This window comes from Butyrivibrio hungatei, from assembly GCF_900101605.1.
GTDB classification, from domain to species: Bacteria; Bacillota; Clostridia; order Lachnospirales; family Lachnospiraceae; genus Butyrivibrio; species Butyrivibrio hungatei_B.
In genome coordinates, this window is sequence record NZ_FMUR01000006.1 from 52859 (window position 1) to 73850 (window position 20992).

Annotated in this window: 18 protein-coding genes; 2 read left to right on the forward strand and 16 right to left on the reverse strand. The window is 40.8% G+C overall.

What is annotated here, in order from left to right; genetic code table 11:
- Positions 1-79: 79 nt before the first annotated feature.
- On the forward strand, positions 80-1117 hold the full coding sequence (locus tag BLP87_RS05085) for a PD-(D/E)XK nuclease family transposase (protein WP_074461737.1): 1038 nt from the start codon (positions 80-82) through the stop codon (positions 1115-1117).
- 65 nt (positions 1118-1182) lie between these two features.
- On the opposite strand, the gene BLP87_RS15990 is transcribed toward BLP87_RS05085, so the two are convergent.
- Together BLP87_RS15990 and BLP87_RS05090 are read right to left on the reverse strand one after the other, a co-directional pair.
- Positions 1183-1350 (reverse strand): hypothetical protein, encoded by a 168-nt coding sequence (locus tag BLP87_RS15990; protein WP_176756604.1) that lies wholly within the window; start codon positions 1348-1350, stop codon positions 1183-1185.
- Positions 1351-1549: 199 nt separating this feature from the next.
- Positions 1550-3115 carry a hypothetical protein gene (locus BLP87_RS05090; protein ID WP_176756605.1) on the reverse strand — a complete coding sequence of 522 codons (1566 nt, stop codon included), beginning with the start codon at positions 3113-3115 and terminating at the stop codon, positions 1550-1552.
- Positions 3116-3344: 229 nt separating this feature from the next.
- Between BLP87_RS05090 and BLP87_RS05095 the strand changes: the two genes are divergently transcribed.
- On the forward strand, positions 3345-4058 hold the full coding sequence (locus tag BLP87_RS05095; RefSeq protein ID WP_074461739.1) for a hypothetical protein: 714 nt from the start codon (positions 3345-3347) through the stop codon (positions 4056-4058).
- A gap of 18 nt (positions 4059-4076) precedes the next feature.
- Here the strand turns inward: BLP87_RS05095 and BLP87_RS05100 are convergent, their stop codons facing one another.
- The 14 genes from BLP87_RS05100 to BLP87_RS05165 all read right to left on the reverse strand — a co-directional run bounded on the left by BLP87_RS05100 (position 4077) and on the right by BLP87_RS05165 (position 20990).
- On the reverse strand, positions 4077-5225 hold the full coding sequence (locus tag BLP87_RS05100; RefSeq protein WP_074461740.1) for a hypothetical protein: 1149 nt from the start codon (positions 5223-5225) through the stop codon (positions 4077-4079).
- A complete protein-coding gene (locus BLP87_RS05105) occupies positions 5222-6436 on the reverse strand; it encodes a hypothetical protein (RefSeq protein ID WP_074461741.1) in 1215 nt (404 codons plus the stop codon). The genes BLP87_RS05100 and BLP87_RS05105 overlap by 4 nt, the downstream gene beginning before the upstream one ends.
- 78 nt (positions 6437-6514) lie before the next feature.
- On the reverse strand, positions 6515-7972 hold the full coding sequence (locus BLP87_RS05110) for an MBOAT family O-acyltransferase (protein ID WP_242871816.1): 1458 nt from the start codon (positions 7970-7972) through the stop codon (positions 6515-6517).
- 165 nt (positions 7973-8137) lie between these two features.
- On the reverse strand, positions 8138-10027 hold the full coding sequence (asnB, locus tag BLP87_RS05115; RefSeq protein ID WP_026656669.1) for an asparagine synthase (glutamine-hydrolyzing): 1890 nt from the start codon (positions 10025-10027) through the stop codon (positions 8138-8140).
- A complete protein-coding gene (locus BLP87_RS05120; RefSeq protein ID WP_330370452.1) occupies positions 10015-11820 on the reverse strand; it encodes an HAD-IIIC family phosphatase in 1806 nt (601 codons plus the stop codon). The genes asnB (BLP87_RS05115) and BLP87_RS05120 overlap by 13 nt, the downstream gene beginning before the upstream one ends.
- Before the next feature lie 17 nt (positions 11821-11837).
- Entirely contained in the window at positions 11838-13049 is a 1212-nt protein-coding gene (locus BLP87_RS05125; RefSeq protein ID WP_083334488.1) for a glycosyltransferase, read from the reverse strand.
- The gene (locus tag BLP87_RS05130) at positions 13036-13425 is read right to left on the reverse strand and encodes a VOC family protein (protein ID WP_026656665.1); all 390 of its coding nucleotides are present in this window, start codon (positions 13423-13425) and stop codon (positions 13036-13038) included. The genes BLP87_RS05125 and BLP87_RS05130 overlap by 14 nt, the downstream gene beginning before the upstream one ends.
- A gap of 4 nt (positions 13426-13429) precedes the next feature.
- Complete coding sequence (locus tag BLP87_RS05135) at positions 13430-13675, reverse strand: acyl carrier protein (protein WP_026656664.1); 246 nt, start codon at positions 13673-13675, stop codon at positions 13430-13432.
- Between the two features lie 24 nt (positions 13676-13699).
- A complete protein-coding gene (gene asnB / locus BLP87_RS05140) occupies positions 13700-15643 on the reverse strand; it encodes an asparagine synthase (glutamine-hydrolyzing) (RefSeq protein WP_026668050.1) in 1944 nt (647 codons plus the stop codon).
- A 9-nt stretch (positions 15644-15652) separates the two neighbouring features.
- Complete coding sequence (locus tag BLP87_RS05145) at positions 15653-16414, reverse strand: polysaccharide deacetylase family protein (protein ID WP_026656662.1); 762 nt, start codon at positions 16412-16414, stop codon at positions 15653-15655.
- Positions 16415-16430: 16 nt separating this feature from the next.
- On the reverse strand, positions 16431-17531 hold the full coding sequence (locus BLP87_RS05150; protein WP_026656661.1) for a glycosyltransferase: 1101 nt from the start codon (positions 17529-17531) through the stop codon (positions 16431-16433).
- Positions 17532-17533: 2 nt separating this feature from the next.
- Positions 17534-18469 (reverse strand): methionyl-tRNA formyltransferase, encoded by a 936-nt coding sequence (locus tag BLP87_RS05155; RefSeq protein WP_026656660.1) that lies wholly within the window; start codon positions 18467-18469, stop codon positions 17534-17536.
- Positions 18469-19668 carry a glycosyltransferase gene (locus tag BLP87_RS05160; protein WP_074461742.1) on the reverse strand — a complete coding sequence of 400 codons (1200 nt, stop codon included), beginning with the start codon at positions 19666-19668 and terminating at the stop codon, positions 18469-18471. Before BLP87_RS05160 ends, BLP87_RS05155 begins: the two co-directional genes overlap by 1 nt.
- Positions 19668-20990, reverse strand: a complete 1323-nt coding sequence (locus BLP87_RS05165) for a glycosyltransferase (protein WP_074461743.1) — start codon at positions 20988-20990, stop codon at positions 19668-19670. Before BLP87_RS05165 ends, BLP87_RS05160 begins: the two co-directional genes overlap by 1 nt.
- Positions 20991-20992: the final 2 nt, after the last annotated feature.

Consider the following 20992-nt stretch of genomic DNA (forward strand, 5'->3'; position numbering starts at 1 on the left):
GGCGGCTTTTCAACAGCCATTCAATGCCGACAACAGGGCATAATGCCTATTCTATTTTAATCTGAAAGGAATTATCTAAATGACCGAAGTAAACGGTAAATCAAAAAATCTCACCTATGAAACGGCAACAGGCGAAATTGAATTTACGCTAATGAGCGACATGATGTTCCACTACGTCATGCAAAAATCTGAAAATGCGCTTATGGGGCTCGTATGTGCTCTTAAAGGAATCACTCCGAAGGATGTCAAAAAGCTGTTAGTAACCAATCCGATTGATCTTAACAGTACAGGTAAAGAAACCATCATGGATATCAAACTCACTCTAAACAACGATGAAATTCTTAACATTGAGCTTCAAGTATATCCTGATAAATACTGGACTTCACGTTCAATACTGTATCTTTGCCGCGCATATGACAACATCGGCAGCGGAGAAGACTATTCTCTTATAAAGCCCACCACACTGTTTTGCATCACCGATCAAAAGCTTCTTCCAAATGCTACAGAGGAATTTTATTCCAAATATCGTCTTACCAATCTGAAAAGCCACGATTTATACACTGATAAATTCGGTATAAATGTGCTACAATTAAACCACATTGATATTGCTACAGAAGAAGATATCAGCAATAATCTTGTCTTTTGGGCAAAACTTTTCAACGCAACAACTTGGGAAGAATTTAAGGCTCTGGCAAAGGATCATCCCGATATAAAGGAGGTAGGCAACTTGATCTTTGAACTTAATTACGACAACCGTGCAAAAGACCTTCTCGAAGGTCAGCGTCGTTACAGAGAACAGATGAACTCTCAATATACTGCCGGATACACAGATGCAGCAGAGAAGTTCGAACAGGAAATCTCAAAAAAAGATGCCACCATTGCTGATAACAAAGCTACCATTGCCGCCAGAGATGCCACTATTGCTGATAACAAAGCTACTATTGCCGCCAGAGATGCCACTATTGCCGATAACAAAGCTACTATTGCCGCCAGAGATGCCACTATTGCCGATAACAAAGCTACTATTGCCGCCAGAGATGCCACTATCGCTGATAAGAATCTTGAAATAGAAACTCTCAAGGCAAAGCTCAAGGAGTATGAGCAATCTAAAAAATAATTTTGATAATAACAGCTAATGAATTACGTCCCTTTCGGTCTATCTTGAAAGGGACGTAATTTATTTCAATCGTACTTTTTTACCTTGGCTCTCTTCCTATATTTCTTCTCCACCCTGCGATAATTTAAAATAAGCAGAATAGCTGACCCAACAACCATTCCGGCACACTTGATAAATTCACTAAACTTTCTTGTCTCAATATATCCCCGACCGGCCTCAGGCTCATATAACAAAAATCGCCTCCGTCTCTTTAAGTCGTTCTATCTCTGCAACACACTCTGAGGTTGTCACAGCCATATTTTCCGGATTACTTGCTGTTTCATTTGCTGTTTTATCTCAGATTTAGCGCATCCTGCGAGAAAATGACAACATGCTATACCTATTGCTATTTCTACAAACAATTTTTTCGTACCAAATGCTCCTTTATACGTCTCAATCTTCAGCTCCATTTAGTGAACCCATAAGTTCTTCAAATCTCATAGTCCCTTCAATTTGCTCAAATCTATATTTCTTGATTTTATTCACTTCTGCGATAATCTCTTCATCGGTCATTTCTTTCTCAGTACAATTATGATACTTCTCCGCATCTTCAATTTCATAATCCGGTACCAATTCGCCCTTGTCTCGTTTTGACATATATTCCTCATATGAACCTGACATACTGCCATCTTCTGCATGATATATACCCTTCCCAGGGGCATATTGGTATCCCGGATTCCCTCCCATACCATATCCCCAATGATTCATTAAACACCTGGCATGACCGTTTTCATACGTATAAAGAGACATAAAAAAGCCGGGATGATCAACTACCAGTTCCGGAATATCATCATCGTCAGCATATATAAGATTATATTTCCAATAATTCCAATCGATGTCAAAATAATACTTTTTGGCAATTGCCGTGTAGCACTCTTCATAGCTACTGTATACACCATCTATACCGGAAAAGATATTCTTCATGCTTTCAACAGTAAAGTCTCCTCCAATTTTAGACATTGTATTTTCATCGATTATCCATTCAGGCTCAAAAGAATCTTCATTACGCTGTATGAACGTAGAAAGAGATCCTGTACTGTAAAGAAGAACCTGTTTTCCGAATTCGCTGTCCGCGATAATAATAATATCTTTTACCCCATCCTCATCAAAATCAAAAAAACCAACGTCAATAATTTTTATTAAACGAGTTTCTTTCCACGATGATTTTTCACAGCTCATCTTCAGTTCTGTAAGAAAACGGTTATTTTTTGTGAGAATAATAGAAACTCTGTCGTCTAATTCCGCAGGATACGTGATAAGTTTAATCGGCTCGTTAAATTGAACGCGTGACAATTTTGCCTCATAGCAATGCTCTTTGTCACAATGATCATCCCATTGAATAGCATTAGATTCCATGAGAAAGTCTTCATCCGATTTAGTAAAAGAAATGACTCTGTCGGCAAAAAGTCCATAATGCTTGTCTGAATCAGAGTTCACCTGAAATCTCAGTACATAATGATCTCCTTTTCTCTTTCCCGCTGTGCATGTATATGTGTTTTTTAAACTTGCTAAATGTTCAGAATAAAAAGAATCAAATTCATCAATATATATCCATGAAGTAAGCGTATCATCCCGACATTCATCTCTCCCAGTGTATTTCTTAATATAATCCGTAAGAGTCTCTTTATTTACGGAATACAAAACATTGGGGATTCTATCTTTGCACTTTATACGTCTGTACGCTCTTATTTCGCTATCATCAGTAACTTCCTTAACAAGTCCGTTTTCCGAACAAAGCATTACATCCCAGTCTATTTCATCTTGTTTGTTAAAAGTTTTCTCGAGGAAACCCTTGTACTCATCTGTATTAAACGCTTCTGTAAATCTCTTTAGCTCTGCCTTTGACAACGTAATTTCTTTGTCGCTTTTTTTCGAGAGTATATTACTTGATGCTATGTAACTGCATCCTAACACAAGTAATATTATTGAAATTATTGTTATTATTTTCTTTTTCTGCATTTGATTCCAAATATCCTTCATAGTACAAATCTTCACGGCTTTTATTATACATTTTAGTCTGCAAGGCCATTGTGAATTCTTTGTGATTTACCCCCGCATAATCAAAATAAGTCCTACAAATGAGTTATACTGTATAATGCGATTTAATAGGGGCGCGCGCACCGACAGGAAGACTGTAAACAATGCATAAGCCGGATACTAATTTGATTCCCATTTAGGAGATTTTTTTATGAAGAAGAAAGCATTTATAATACTGATCTGCATAACAGCTTTGCTTGCAGGATGCCAAAATACAAAAACCGATATAGCAAACGACATATCCACTGATGCCGGCTCTACTTCTACGCACGATGAAGATATCGCATCCATTGGTATTTCCAACGATGGCGACGGCGATGACTTCCACGAAAATCAGTGGATATTTGGAAAAGGGTTTTCTTCATGGCAAGAAGGATATAAAGCATACATTGAAACCGCCCCAGATTTCCCGCGTTATAGGCTCATTTATGTAGATGACGATGATATTCCCGAACTTGCTATTGAGGGTTATTGTGAAGCAGACGGATGTCTGATTGTTTCATTTCATCATGGAGAAGTAAACATACTTCATACGCTTATGTTGGGTTTTTCGTATATTGAAAAAAAAGGACTTCTATGTAATTCGAATGGGTGCCAAGGACAATATTATGATATAGTTTATTCCCTTTCGGAAGGAAAATGGAAATGTATTTTTTCAGGCGGAAGATATACATATGATCTTGGCAGTTGGGATGACGAAGCAGGAAAATTTCTTGATTTTCACTATGCCATAGACGATGTAGAAGTCGATGAAAAAACATATTATGAAAAACTGAAAAAAATATATGACGAAAAAGCAGCTATATATTCATTTTGCGACGGTTGTAACAAAGAAGAATTTATTACTGCTCTAAGTGAATACTGATTTAATACCATTTTCTTTTTAGCTGTTTTTGAGCACGTCCCTCACAAGTTCATAGAATTCATCACAGGGCATGGATGAACCATCATCGGTTATAATTTGATTATGCGATATTTTCCCGTTATATCTGACATATTTATCTTCAAACATGACTCTGTCCTGAATCATTCCTATAAAGCCATCTCTATCATAACCATAAGAATTAATATAATCCTCTATTGTATCAATATTTTCATTTTCATTGATATAAATACAAACCGTCATTGTCACATCACTTAAAAGATGTGACATTTCCGACGAGATATTCTTCGTAGAATAAATTTTACTGTTCATAAATACCATTTCACCAACAGATCGCCATGTGAGTTCCTCTAGCCAATTTTCTCCATCATGTGACTTTACGAGATCCGCATACTTAAGTCCAAGCTCATTCATTACCAGACCGCCCTCTCCTTTAAAATATTTAAAGTTAAAGTCAACGTCATAATCATAATCGCTATAATCCAGTGATGAATGCATATAATTTGGATTACCATAACAATCTTCGTAATCATTAATTTTATGAATATTAGGAACACCGCCTTCTTTTAGAATATAAAGATCCCAACAACTACCTCTGTTCGATTTATAATTCCCATTAAGATATGCAATGATTCCCATATCATTTATTGCCGGCTCATAATGAGTCAGTTCTGTGAAACTTCCACCATCGGCCATTGTAATAAAATATCCGTTTCCTACATGTTTGGAAGGCAACGGTCCATAATTTTGAAGCCACCCGTAGGAACCTGATTTATTATATTTTCCATTAACTTCGGTAATAACAAAATAGCTTCCCTCACCATCTCCAATAACAAGCTCATCAGAACCATTTTTATCAAAATCTACATAAGTAAAAAGAAAACTCGGCATCCATAGTTGCCCCCATAAATTTGAAGCCGTATCTACAAATTCTTTTTCAAAAAATGATCTATACCTCTCGTCATCTTCTTTTTCACTGCAAGACGGAGCAATTGGATTATCCAAGTTCGTTCGTACAGCCTTATATGTATTTGTTGCCTCCTCGATCGATACGTCACTGCAAATATCACCTGAAACTGGTTCTTTATTATCACCGCATGCTGTCAGTAATAAACACAACATTACTAAAAATATTTTTCCTACCTTCATTCTGCCTCTTCATTCTCGTCATTTACTTCCGATTTCCAATAATCTCCGTTCGCGATTCGTTCACGGATCTTATCTTCGCTGCGGGAGAGTTCTTCCATCCAAAGGTCGTAGGACTTCTTCCAGGAATTGTACTCACGGCCGTGTCTTCTGTCGTGCTTACCGAGTTTACCGGTCTTAACGTAGTTCTCTGACAAGTAATCTTCAAACCAAACCGTCACTTTATCGGCGCCGACAATATTCGTGTGAGTTCCACCGTCTTTGTAATCGGTAGCCTCATCAAAGCCAATCTCATCTAGATGCTGATTCATATCAAGGAAATTGTAGCCTCTCTCTGTCACATAATCCCTGATGTAATTGATTTTCTTTTGCTCCTCTTCGCTTACGGTAAACGGAGTGATAATAAAGAGCGCATCCTTATTATGCTTATTAAGACATGAAATAAGATCCGCCAAATATTCTTCCTGCTCAGCAGGCATCTTCACTACATCCGTAGCATTATGGCAATTCTCTTTTTCCGCAGGTCCAACCTCATCAGAAGACGTAAAACCTTTCAGATCATCAGGATACTCATAAAAAAACGTACGTAGCTGGCTCCACATTACAAGTGTCTTCCAATTTGAATGATACTTAAAAATATCAAAGTAAAAGTTAATGCGTTTCATATCCTCATTAACTTTGCCATCATCGCCACTCACAGCATTCTCTGCATTATCTTCATCATTCTCAGAATCTTCTGCATCATCTGCATAATCTTCATCTACCATCGCATTTATGGCGCGAATCCTGTTAAGAGAATACTTCATGTTATCCGTAACTTCCCTTGTGTGACCCATGTGCTTATCTTTATCTTCATTTATAAGTTGCTCATCCTCTGCCTGCCACATCTTCATCTCAAAGATAAAAAGATCCGGATCCTGCGTCTTAAGAGCCTCTTCCACAAGATACTTTGCTGCAACCGGTCTTTGCATGTTTGTAGAAAGAGGATACATGGTTATCCCCATATCCCCGTAGATTCTTGGTGTAGCAATACAATAAGGAACAGGACTTGAACCGATAACAACAGCATCTATCGTATTCTTTTTTTCCGCATAAAAACCGACAAACCTATCCTTCGCATCACTGGGGGTTCTGATACAGTAAGTGATATGAGGGATAAGCCACATAACCGCCACTATGAAAATTATTATCTTAAATATCTGTTTCTTACTCATAGTTTTTTATCTGAAATCCTTATAAACCAACAACCTATAATACTTCCCTTAATCGCATGCAAACCGCGCTATTAAAACTTAGAAGTCATCATATATCGAATCCGCAGGATTAAATCCCGGTCCGTACTCGGCAAGTAAAAGTACTGTGAAAAACAGGGCAAAATATACAAGCCATCTGATCACAAGCTTCTTGGACGCAATATACTCTCTTAAGCTTGAATATCCTTCAAATCTGCTGCCTGTGATCTTACCGTCACGTGATAGCTCCATTCTGTACTGAATAGTTGAAACCGTAATGAGCACCGCAAGTGATACAAGAAGCACTCCCCACTCGTAAATACTAAGTCCGAGATTCAACAAGCTACCGTCAATAAAGATCTGCGGATTAAACGCACTCACGCTTCTTTTAAGCAATCCAAGCGCATGCGGAATACTCTTTGATCTAAAAAACAGATCTCCGATGCATACAAAGAAAAATGTTCTCACAACCCTGAATCCGTTTGCAAATTTACTCTGCAGATTGATGTGCATCTTCTTTTCAAAAATCCATGTAAAGAACGGAAGTGTCACTTCTCCGAGCACGATATATGCCCAGTGCAAAAGACCTGAACCGATAACAAAAGTTGCCTCTCCTCCGTGCCATAAACCTACAGAAAACCATAAGATGAACATTGCAACGTAAGTAGTGAGCTGCTTACCTTTCTTTTTACCAAAGACTTTCTTAAGCGTTTTTCCAAGTCCCATTATCATCTTGGTACGAAGAAGCGGGTAAAAGACATTGTCCTTCATCCAGATTCCGAGCGTAGCGTGCCACCTTCTCCAATACTCGCTTATGTTCTTAGCAAAGAAAGGAGTCGTAAAGTTTTCTGGAAGAATGATTCCAAGCATCTCGGACAAACCGATCACAATATCTATTCCACCCGAAAAATTCGTATATAACTCAAAAGCAAAACACACAGTACCCAGCCAGATATATGCTCCCGTGTACTCTGCATCAATGGCGTAAATCTTATCAACAACAGTGCGAAGTCTCTGCGAGATAACAAGCATCTTAAAGAAGCCCCAGAGCATTCTCTGCGCTCCGAATGTAAGATTCTTAAAATCAGCTTTGTGATATTCAAACAACTGCCCACTGTGTTCACGGGTTTTTATAATAGGTCCCTGAACCACAAGCGGAAAGAACATACCGATGAGAGTTGTCTCAAGAAGGCTGTCCCTTCTTACTCCGATGCCGTTATAAACTTCAATAAAGTATCCCAAAAGAATAAAAGTATAGAATGAAAGTCCCGTAGGAGGTGTAATACCGCCACCTGTTATGAACTTATAGAACTTAAACACGATAAGTATTCCAAGAAGAACAACAAGCTCCGCAACAAGAATCAGCCTTCTTTTTAGAAGCTCTTTTTCTTCTGTCCCGGCCAAAAGCTTTAAAAGCCCCCATGTCGTAAACGAGGCTGCAAGCGGAAATACAATCTGCACATAGTTCCCATTTACGGAAAACAAATAGAAGATGATGCTCGCAAATAAAAGCACCACCCACTGACCTCTTTTTTTGAACAAAAGAGGAATCGTATAATATGCAATTAACACAAGTGCAAAAAAGCACAGAAAATAAAACGAAGTTATACCCATAAAAAATCTTTCATATAACACGCACCCTTCTTATAAAACAGGCGCCTGCCACTAAATATAATTCTTTTATTACTTGATCATATACTCTTTTTCATACCACTGCTGGAACATAAGGATATACCATATCTGTATCCTGTAAATTCCGCGCTGTGTGAAGTCGGTCCAGATTTTCTCTACAACATCGGGATCAAGTATACCCTGCTGCCTTATCTTATCTTTATCAAGAAGAGCTTCTGCCCACTGCCTTATTTTATCATCAAGGAGCCATTTGTCTATCGGAATCGAAAAACCTTTTTTCGGCCTGTTGACCATCTCCTTGGGAACGTACTTATAGAGCACGTTTCGAAGAACCTGCTTTCCGACATTCCCTTCTCTTAAGTAATTCCTTGGAAGGCTCCACGCAAATTCAAGTATATCTCTGTCCAGCATCGGCACTCTGGTTTCAAGAGAGACCGCCATTGCTGTCCTGTCGACTTTGACAAGTATGTCATCCGGATGATAAACAAGCATATCCATAAGCATCGCATTGTGACAAGGATCTGCAAGTAAATTCGTATCCATCTCCGTATATTTGTAAGAAAGAGGCTTTGCTCCGTTCTTAAGCGCAATCTTTTTTACAATCGGGTCACCCTCATGTTCAAGCCTGTGCACATCTCCGGGACCTTTTGCTCCCATGTACATGGCCTTTGCCATCCCCGCTTCGCTCTTTGAATATGGGCTGTTAAGCATAAGGATTGATGCGGGTTTTCTTATAAAGTACGGAAGTTTTCCAACCTTCCCCCACACTCTTTCAACAGACTCATAGGATCTGTATCCCGCAAAAAGCTCATCTCCGCCGTCGCCCGAAAGCGATACGGTAACATGCTTTCTTGTCATCTTACTAACAAGATATGTCGGAATCTGTGAAGAATCCGCAAAAGGCTCACCAAACATAAAGGAAAGCTGCGGAATTACTTCTTTTGCATCCTTCTCTGTTATATATTCCTCGGTATGAATTGTTCCCAGATGCCTTGCTATCTCGCCTGCCTGCTCGGCCTCGTTGAACTTCTTATCTTCCATTCCGACGGTAAATGTTCTTACCTTGCCGGGCGCAACCGACTGCATAAGTGCAACGATCGTGCTACTGTCTATTCCCGCTGACAAAAAAGCTCCCAAAGGAACATCGGCAACCATCTGGCCTTTTATCGATTCTTTCAGAAGTCTCTCAAGTTCTTCCGCCGCCTCTTCCTTGCTACCTTTAAAAAGATTGCGCTGCCCTTTTACGGCAGTTTCCGTCATCGAGAAATAGCTCTTTGTCTCGGAAGAAAGATCGTCGACATTTACGGTCATGATACATCCCGCTTCTAGCTTATAGATGCCCTTGTAAATCGTATAGGGCGCAGGAATATATCCTTCCGTAAAATAGATATCAAGAACCTCTGTGTTTATCTCATTGTCAAAGCCGTCTATCACGCGAAGGCATCCGATATCCGAAGCAAATGCAAAAGCTCCGCCAACGTTTCCGTAGTACAAAGGCTTTTCTCCGACTCTGTCACGCGCAAAGGTAACAGTGTTTTTGTCCATATCATAAACGGCTATTCCAAACATTCCCTTGCACATGGTCAAAGTCTCTTCCATGCCATAAGCATCTATCGATTCTATAAGAATTTCAGTATCGGAAGTTCCGTTAAATTCAGTAACTTTCCCCTCCGCGATAAGCTTGTCTTTTACCACGGATGCATTGTAGATCTCGCCGTTATATGCGATAACTTTTCGTCCGGAATGTGACATCATGGGCTGAGCGCCCTTTTTGGATAAGTCCACAATAGAAAGGCGCCTGTGCCCAAGCGCCACTTTTTTGTCATCACTTATATAGATTCCTTCATCGTCGGGGCCTCTGTGAAGCATCCTGTGATTCATCTTCCCGATGTTTTCCTTAAGGTCGCCTCTAAACCCGATAAGTCCTGCTATTCCGCACATACTGTCTCCACGTCTATAACGTTGTTTTTATTTGTATATCCATCAAGATCAAGCTTGTAGGTCTTATTCCCCTCTTCATCTTCCTTCACAAGATCAAATCCCTGAAGTGAATAGAAGTCCTTGACCATCTTGTTCTTGGCTGTGGGGTAATAATATCCGTAGACAGTCTTTATTCCCCTCTCACTTGCTTTCTTTGCAAGCGTATCCATCATGGCAAATTCCATATCTCTTTTCAAAACTCTGCAGCTCATAAGCCAGAGGTCGATATGAAGCTCTTCGCCATCCTGCTTGCCTATTACAAGCGAAACTATTCCGTTATCCCCGAACTTATCCTCAAGACGGCCGTAAAGAGTGATGTTACTGCTGTCGTTTGCGGTCTTCTCGATATCATCGGGAGTATATCTCTTTGTTGTAAGATTAAACTGATTGCTCTTGTTTGTAAGCTGGGCAATCCTTGGAATGTACATCTTTTCAAAAGGAGCTATGACAGCCTTCATCTCAAGAGACTTAAGGTACTCGCTGTAATCCTTGAAGCTCTCCTGAAGCTCTGTCCTCTTCCTGTTTGCCATGTACATCTCATTTCTTTTCCTGTCATCCTCAGAAATGGATGTTGTCTCAAAAAATCCCGAGTGATCGAGAATTCTTATATAGTGCTCGGGAGTATCGATCTCGGGCGCATTCACCTTAGGAATCTGTCCCGTAACAATCGCTCTCTCAGCCGGATTGTCATCCACAAAGACAAGTGATTCCGGAAGCACATTGAGCTCTGAAGCAATCGCCTTCATATTCTCACTCTTGGGTTCCCAGTTTGCCTTTATGAATACAAAATCATCGGGTTTAAGCGCTCCGTCGGGATGATTAAGCCCCGCAAGTGCATTCTCTTCATCGTTCTTGGAATCAACCGCAAGCACGATACCAAGCTCCTTCTGAGCCTTGATATAATTCTGGAATTCAAGATAAACCTGACCTAAATTGGTCTCCTGTCCTATCTCGATTCCGTCCGGACCGTCGTCGCCTACAACGCCGCCCCACAGTGTATTGTCGAGGTCAAGAACAAGTCCCTTCTTGTTCTTTCCGTAAATCGACTTGATTATATTTGCCACATTAAAACTGAGCGTAGGTATAGCCTGAATGCAGAGCGCATACTTGTACATATGCCATGCAAGAGGATCTGACCACGCATCAAGTCCGTAGCAGGTTGAAAGATAATTTATATCATTTATAAAAAAGCTTCCTTCATCTCCCGAAGCCTTTCCTGCATACTCGGAAAACATGAAATTAAGCCTGTTGATAAAAGAAAGCCTTCCGTGAATGTCATATCCGTCCCTGTTTCCCATAAGCCTGTAAAAAGGCGCCTCAAAATTATTCTGGATAATCGGACAATGATAGAGTTCATGCAGATTGTGCCACATCGTCTCAAAGTGCCTGAATGTATTATCAAGCTTATCCTGTACCGCTGCCTCGCTGTCATCCATAGTAGGATATTCGATAATATTCCTGTTACTTGTGTGGATAAAGATAATGTCAGGAGCAAACTCTTTTAGCTCATCCGAAGGAAACATGGCATCCTGCCAGTACTGTCCGTACTCCGACTCATAGAAAACAGGCTCTATATCATAGTTAAGCAAAAAGAGCTCCAGAATCCTAATGATATCGTGAGTTGTGGAGCCTCCGAGCACCGCTATCTTTTTCTTTATCCTGTCCGAACCGTCAGCAAGAAGAGCCTTCTTTATCGACTTGGACTTTTTCATTATGTAACTGTTGTCAAATGGATATTCCAGTTCTTTCATCATAAAAAACTTATCCTCTATTATCCTTCCATTATCTTATCAAAATACTTTTTCCACTTGGCATTGGTAACATCGGGACTGCATATTTCCTGAATCTTGGTAGCCTCTGCTCCGAGCTTCTCAGATAGTTCCTTATCTGACAGTACCTTTGTAATGGCACGTGCCATAGCATCTTTGTCTCCAACGGGAACAAGAAGTCCGTTTACCCCGTCATCAATTAGGTCTCTCGGTCCGCCGCAGGGACAATCCGTCGATATACAGGGAAGTCCCAGTGACATCGCCTCAATAAGAGAATTCGGCATACCTTCATGGTTGGATGCAAGTATGAAAAGCGCAGCCTTCTCGATATGCTCCGCCACATTGCTTACATTTCCCTTAAACTCAACTCTTTTTCTTATCCCAAGTTCGGATGCAAGCCTCTGAAGCTTAATGCTGTCCGGACCGTCTCCGTAAAAAACAAGTGAATAATCGGGAAAAGCTTCGCCTGCTGCGTCTTTAAACGCCCTCATTACCATTTCCTGATTTTTATTACTGTTAATCCTTGCAACCATCACAATCTTCTTCTCACGGTCGCCGATATAGCGCTTTCTGATAAAAGAAGGATTGAGGGAGTTTGGAAGTATTATACATTTTTTCTGAATATATTTGGGGAATTTGGCCTTTGCGCCCTTAGACTGAACAACAACTCCCGCCGCTTTTCCGAAAGTCGCGAGCATAGCCGACTTAAGCCCCACAGTACCGTATTCCATATCGGGATCGGCACGCACGGATACAACAACTTTGATTCCTTCCCTTGTCGCGGTTGAAAGAGCCATTATGTTGTTTTTTCCAAGAAAACTCAGAACCAGATCGGGTTTAAGGTCTTTCCAGATATTACGGAGTTTCTCGTATCTGTTCTTTAGATTTGCCGCTCTGCCTGCCTGTTCTTCTTTAAGAAGTGCGGAAAAGACTCTTCTGATACCGCCCTTTTCTCCGCCTTCAAGGTCAACCCACACAGGGTTTTCATCAAGATCTGCGACATGGACTGCATTGGGTGCCCCCGCGGGAACACGCTTCCATGCTGCATGTTTTACTTCATATTCATTTGCCGCCAGATATGTAGTAACGAGAGTAACTTTATAACCCTGCTCAAAAAAATAATCGGCAAGATTAGACATTACTCTCTCCGCTCCGCCCTTTTCGAGCGAACCTATATACATGGCGATATGTTTTTTATTCTCAGAATTCGACAAGTTCGATTATCCCCATACTGATATTATTCAAAAAGGCAACTTTCTTGCCGTCTATACAAGGCGCGATAGTAGGCTCATGTATGACGGTGTAGTGTTTGCTCTCAAGCTCTTTTACAGCCTTGTCCATATCTTCCACTTCATAGCAAAAATGATAAGGGGTATTCTTAAAGCGCTTCAAAAGCGGATACATCGGGGAATTCTCTCCCATGGGCTCAATGAGCTCAACTCTGTAATCTCCGTTTTTCAGAAACTCGATCTTAATATCCCTTATCTCATCGTACTTGGTGGCCTGTTCAACTTCATAGCCAAGCTCAAAAAATTTCTTTTCCGTCTTGTCTATGCTCTTGGCAAGGTATCCTACATGATGTATTTTCATCTTATTATCCCTGTAATTTGCTGATGATAATGTCTGCCATCTCACCTACATTTTTCATGGATACGATCTGTCCCATGTTGAATTTGATATCAAACTCCTGCTCAATGGCATTTATAAGATTGATGTGCTCAAGTGAATCCCATCCGTCTACGTCTGCTGCCGTTGTAGCATCTTCAACGGTGATGTCGTCATCTTCGAAAACATCTCTGAACACTTCGTTTAATTTCTCAAATACTTCTTCTCTTGTCATTTATTTCTCCTCTTTTCACTTCTGTCAGATCATGTGGAAATTATACCACTGCTGGAATATATAGAATGACCACGCAATCTTGCTGTAGTTAGCTCCCGTTGCGGGGCCTCCGTCTCCTTTTACAACATAATCGTTTATAAAGTTTGAAACATAGTTTACATCAAAAATATCCTGTTTGCTAAGGAAAGATGTGCTGCTGTAATCAAGAAGCTGCTCTCTTAAAGGTCCGCGAAGCCATTCATCCATAGGCACGCCGAAACCTGTCTTTGGTCTTTCCAAAAGCTCTTTAGGTATATAGTCATAAGCAATATCTTTTAAGATATGCTTCTTATCGCCCCTATTATACTTGAATCTGTGAGGTATCCTGAACGAATACTCCATAACCTCCGTATCCATGATAGGACATCTTGCTTCAAGCGAATATTTCATGGACGCCCTGTCCATCTTAACCAGAATATCCTCGGGAAGGTATGTATCCATATCAAGAAGCATTCTTCTTATCTGGAAATTATTTACTCCGTAAAGGCTCTCCACAGGATACAGAACAGGCTGCATATTGCTTCCGACATTGTAATCCGTCGCAAGATACTGAGCCGCACTCATCGGGATATCCATGTCCTCATTGCCTGATATAAAGGCATGCGAAGCTCTTACATATCCTTCTGATACAAGCTGTGTCTTGGTTTCGGGATCTCTGTTGTTTGCAACAACCTTAACCCTGAACGGCATCTTATCAAGGAGCGTTCCGTCTCCGCTCTTAATACGCGAAAGACTGTGTACAATAGCTCCCGGAATATCAAGAAGCTGCGCCGTTCTCACGTTATCATATACATTATATCCGCAGAAAAACTCATCTCCTCCGTCACCCGAAAGAGCTACGGTGACATCCTGTTTCGCAAGTTTACTTACAAGCATCGAAGGAATCTCTGAGTTATCCGCAAAAGGTTCGTCGTAGTACTGCGGAATACTACTTACAAGCTCGAACATCTCTTTTTCTGAAATATAGAGCTCTGTGTGATCGGTTCCAAGGTGTTTTGCGATTTCCTTGGCATACTCCGCTTCATTATATCTGGGAACATCAAAACCTATGCAGAATGTCTTTACCGGCCTGTCTGAATGTTCCTGGGCAATTGCCGTTATAAGAGATGAATCATATCCGCCCGACAAGAAAGTTCCGAGAGGAACATCGGCTATCATTCTGGATGCAACGGACTTCTTAAGTCTCTCTTTCAGTCCTTCCTTTGCTTCCGCATAGCTTCTTACGGGATCTTTCGACATCTCTTTGTATACTTCTTTTATATCCCAATACTTCTTCTTGGTAATCTTACCTGCGCAAAACTTAAGATATGAACCTGCCTCAAGCTTATACACATCGGTAAAGATAGTATCGGGAGCAGCAATATACTGCTGAAGAAGAAATCTTGAAATAACCTGTTTTCTTATCTCCGGCTTAAATCCGGGGCACTTCATAATAGGCTTAAGCTCTGAAGCAAAAACAATGTTTTCTCCGTCAAACCAGTAAAAAAGCGGCTTCTTACCTATTCTGTCTCTTATAAGATAAACATCGGATGTCTCTCTGTCATATATTGCAATCGCAAACATTCCGTGGATGTGATCCACCATATCTATTCCCCACTTGAGGTACGCAGCGATTATGACTTCCGTATCACAATTCGACTTAAACTCATAGTCAGAGAGTTCTTCCTTGAGTTCACGGTAGTTGAATATCTCTCCGTTATAGACAACAGATAATCTGCCGTTCTCGGAGTGCATCGGCTGATGTCCCAAAGGAGACAGATCCAGGATTGAAAGACGTCTCTGAGCAAAGCCTATGACATAATCATCTGCTCCTGAATAGATCTCAACACCGCTGTCATCGGGCCCTCTGTGATACATGGTATCATTCATGATCCTCAGCTGTTCTTCAGTTATTCTCTTTTTTGAAATATATCCGCAAATTCCGCACATTATTTATATTTACAGCTCCACAGGTAGTTTTTCGAAGTTATCGCGAAGAGCACCGAAATCCTTGCACTCATTATCAATAGAATCGATAAGCTCGACATATTTCTCATTAACAAGTGTCTTATAGTTCTCAAGATTGTCATATCCCTTCTTTGTCCATGCAAAAGGATGTGTCAGAATCTGAACCTTATCATATTTATTTATTGTTTCTTCATCGGGATAGCCGTATCTCCAAACATGGTTGGCATCAGACATATACTTTACATCAAGATCTGACTCGGGTGTTGCCTTCGGATCAAATGTAAAGAAATCATCCTGATATGCGTTGATAATTCCTGAAATCTTGATATTCTCAGCAAGAACGTCAGGTGACGGTCTGTGAATGGAAAAAGAGTTGATCTCAAAGCCGAGCATATTGCTGAGCATATCGATTTCCTGCTTAATCCTCTCTCGTATAACTCTCATATCTGTCATTCCGTTTAATGCAAAGTGAAGACCTATATGCTGGCCTCTCTCATGCATATCGGAAAGAATATCCCTGTTTTTTCTGGACAGGATATTATATGAATTATTTGTCCACTGGAAAAAGAATGTAGACCTGAAGTCCATACTCTCTTCGACCTTGGCAAGAGCATGCGCTCTCTCAACCGAATACTCAACGTCGTGTCTCATAATGACAAAGCTGTCTTTATCAAGTGCTTCTTCATATGTGGCATAACGGCCCGTAGCTTTAATGGCACGGACAATCTCTCTGTAATCATCAAATGAAAACATTACCCTTATTCTCCTGTTATTTTCTAATAATCTTCTCTAAATAATCTCTCCACTGCACAAATACAGCTTCGGAATTGGCAATCTGTTCTATCTTGGAAGCTTCATCTCCAAGGCGCTCCGCAAGTTCTCTGTCCTCGATAAGCTTACATATACCCTCGGCAAGCGCATCAGGATCCTTTATCGGAACAAGAAGTCCGTTCTCACCGTCTCTTATAACGGTTCTTGGACCACCGCACGGACAATCCGTTGCAACACAGGGCATTCCCATCGCCATTGCTTCAAGAAGCGAATTCGGAAGTCCTTCCCAATCCGATGAAAAGGCATAAACCGCGCCCTTTGGTATTTCTTTTTCGAGCTCATCGCTTCCGCCCATGAGAAGAATGTAGTCTTCCGCGTGGTTATCCGCAATGATCTTATCAAGTATCTCTTTTGTCCCGTCAAATGAATCGGGTCCGTAGATCTTAAGAACATAGTCGGGGTGCTTCTCATGCACCTTAATAAAAGCTTCGCACAGCATAGGCTGATTTTTGAAGTCTACAAGCCTAGCGTGATGTACCACCGATTTATCCCTGCTCTCAGGCTTCTTAAGGCCAAAATACTTGGGATTTATCGGATTTAATATAATGGCTGAATTATCCTGAAGGTATGGTTTAAAGAACTCCTTCTGTCCGGTTGTCTGGAATACACAACCTGCTGCCCTCGGGAACAACCACTTTATCTGTACTTTATCAGAAAATGCGTCATAATGTCCAACCGGGTCTGTCCTTATGGATATTACGACAGGCACGTCACTTTTGCCTGCTGCCATGAGCGCTCTGTAATTGGCTCTCTGCGCAAATGCTATAAGTACATCCGGATGATAATTTTTCACAAATTCTTTGAGATATTTCACACGTAAAAAGAACTTTGTTATCCTGTTCTTTTTCTCATCGCCTTCACGAAGACCTACGTGCACTCTTGTGACTCTCTCATCAAGAGCAAACTCATTCTCATCCACCCACTCAGTGGCGACATACACTTTATAGCCTTCCTTGGCAAATTGATTGGCGAGGTTTGATACCACGCGCTCGGCACCGCCCTGTACAAGGCAGTTCAAGTGAAATGCTATTGTTTTCATAATTACAAAAGTACCGTTCCTACTTTTAATTCTGCTTCAGATTCATATCTGTCTATTCTTATGGATCCGTCAACTGTGCGGACAATCGGCTTTCCGTCGAACATATCCACGATCTCACCGGGAGCAAATCCGGAAAAATCTATCATCTCATCAAAAGGATGTGCTTCCCAGACAGTAACCTTATTCTTCTCATCCTCGGATCCCGCATAGCAGAATGCTCCGGGGAAAGGTGCCGCAACGCCCCTTATAAGATTATAGATATTTCTTGTTCTGTCTTTGAAATCAATCTTTCCGTCTTTGGCGGTACGTTTATTGTACCATGAATCATAATCTTTTGAATCAGTGTGAATGGGAATCTCACCTTTTTCCATATATGTTGTGACAAGCTTTCTGATAAGATTCTTGGAACAGATCATATTCTTGTACTGAGCCGTTCTGATATCGTCGTGCTCATTTATCTGGAACATCTCCGTTGCAAATACATTTGGGCTGTCCGCATGCTCATCATATCTGAAAAGATTGAGATTAAATCTCGTATCTCCGAGAATAACCGACCAGTTAAGGGGCGATCTTCCTCTTCCGAAGGGAAGATATCCACAATTTCCGTGGAAACCGTATATTCCGCTCTTAAATGCATCAAGAACTTCCTTGGGAATAAGTCTCTGCCATCCCATTACGATTCCGAGGTCAAAAGTATTTTCCTCAATAAACTTCTTTGTCTTTTCATCGTTAAGGAAATAGCTCTCTGCTTCGAAAACTGGAATTCCGTACTTCTCTGTCAGGAAGCTGAGTCCCTTGAATCCTGAAACCTGATTATGTTCAAGAACCTTGGGTGCAATGGTCATTACAAGGTCAACCTTGCATAGTTCTTTTTCTATGAAATCTATTATGTTCTCGGATGTATCTTTTACACCGAAGACTACAACTTTATAATGCATTATTCATACCTCTTGAAAATCTCATGTATACTTTCTTTATATTTTTCGGGCGCGTAGAACATCGCTCTCTCATAGGCTTTTTCTGCATATCTTGAAGCTTTGTCCTCATCATCCAAAAGGCTTATTATCTTTTCCGCAAGGAGTTTTTCACCCCCTGTTATGTTATTTGGATCCATATCCACATTTTCGCCGAGATCGGGCACCAGTATTCCGTATGTTCCCTCAATCGCGTCTTTTGTGCTGTCTCCGTTTGGTATCTCTTTTATAAGCTTATCGTACTCACTCTCGCTCAAAAGAATCTCTCTAGGGCCCGTCTTACAGTCTGCAGAAATAACAGGTTTTCCGAGCGCCATTGCTTCAAGTACCGCATTGGGGAATCCCTCATGATTGGAACTGCACACGTAAATATCTGAAGAAGATACATAAGAAAAAGGATTCTTTTTTACTCCGGGGAAACAAGCTTTCCCTTTAACTCCAAGCTGTTCAGAGAGCTTTTCGTACTCTGACCAATTTCCCGCGCCAAGAACTATAAGTCTTGCCTCGGGATGCTTTTTATAAACAAGTGAAAAAGCTTTTACAAGATGCCATACACCCTTTATGTAATCGTTTCTCACCATACAGGATATGGTCTTTACATCTTCTCCCTTAAAAGGCATATCCGCTATCTCTTCACTGCCCTTTGCCTTTACATCCTCAACATCAAGTGGGTTGTAGATGTAAGTACTTTTATTATAATTAAAGTCGCGAAGAAGCTGCCTTACGATCTCTTTTGAACAGGAAAGAACCTGATCTGATCCGTTGCAGAACATCTTTATCTTCTTTGGACTTTCCATATCAGTCTGACAACGAAGTCCGGTAAGCACTCTTTCTTTTCCCTTTGAAAGAACATTTACATAATTCGCTGTACTTCCGAAACTGTAGGCAATGTCGATTCCAAGCTGTTTCTTAATCTTTCTTGTCTTGATGACTCTCTTTATTACATTGAATACTTTATTTATCGTGCCCTTCTTAGCCGGCACATCAATATCGATCACTTCAAGTCCCGTTACGTCAAAGTTGATATCTTTGGAGCTGAATATAAGTATGTATACGTTGTAATACTCCTGCATCAATCTTGCAGTCTTTATGCAAACACGCTCAAATCCGCCCTGATGAAGCATGGGAACCATGAGCATAAGGTTCTTTTTACTATCTGCCATTAAAAATGTCCTCTTTCATAAAAGTATGCCATCTGCTTTGCCTGAAGTTTTACATCAAAACCGGCATCTCTTAATTCGTTTAAAATATATTCCGACGTTCCCGCTCTGTCACCCACAGAACACTTACCTATGCTGTTGTTGCCCTCTGCAAGCGGCTCATATCCATCGGTGCTTGCATCCAAAACTTCGGTGTCATCAAGAATAAGATCGTCTAGGATCTTTTTTGCCCATTCTCCCGCATCAAGGTTAATGCTCATCATGGTAACAAGTTTCGTTGCATTAACTTCCGGCGTCACGGAGTCTGATACAAGACACTGAAGTCCTGCTGCCTGCGCTTCGACAACACTTCCGGGAAGTCCCTCATATCTTGAAGGGAAGCAGAAATAATCCATCGCCTGATAATAATCGGCTGCGTTACTCTTATTTCCCGCAAAGATACATTTGTCATATATTCCGAGCCTGTCCGCAAGATTTTTCACATTATCCATAAGCGGTCCTGTGCCCAGCATCAAAAGCTTTATCCGCATACCGTGAAGCATACAGTATTTGTTCTCAACATCATTTTCAAGCATCTTAATGATATTGAAAAAAACCTGAATAAGAAATTCGTGGTTCTTGGCATACCTAAAACTTCCGACATGTCCTATGACAATGGCGTTGGCTACTCCAAGTTCTTTTCTTATCCTGTTTCTTTTTTCTTCATTGTAAGCAAAATTCTTTAAGTCTATGGCATTGGGAATTATCTTAACTTTCCCCTGCTCCACAAGCGTATTTCCAAATACCGCCACTCCCGCTTCTTTTGAGCAGGCAAAATTAAAATCTGTAACTCCCTCTTTTCGAAGCGGAGTCCTAAAAATGTTTGTGGCAATACCCTTAACGCCTTTATCTACACCCGCGCTTCTTGCATGGGCTGCGCAAATTGGAATACCCGCTTTCTTTGCAATCGGAAGATAGATGGCCGCGGTACTTGTCATGTGCCCCTGTACCACTTTCCACTCATTCTGATGTTCCTTAAAAAAATTCCTGATCGCAGCTTTGTAATCAAGCAGATTGGTTCCCACAAATTTGGGGAGGCAGAATATTCTTCCGCCCAATGAATATACCGTATTATCAAAATAGTCCGGCTCTCGAACTGCCATCAGTTCATCAGAAGTCGGACTCTTTTTTCCTGTCTTATCAGGTGAATAATGGACAAGAAAATCAAACTGTATCCTGTCCCTATTCATATTACGATATAAATCCATTATGCGACATTCAGCTCCGCCTACTCCAAGTCCCCCTAAGACGTGTAATACTCTTATCTGTCCGTAGTTATCTTCCATAA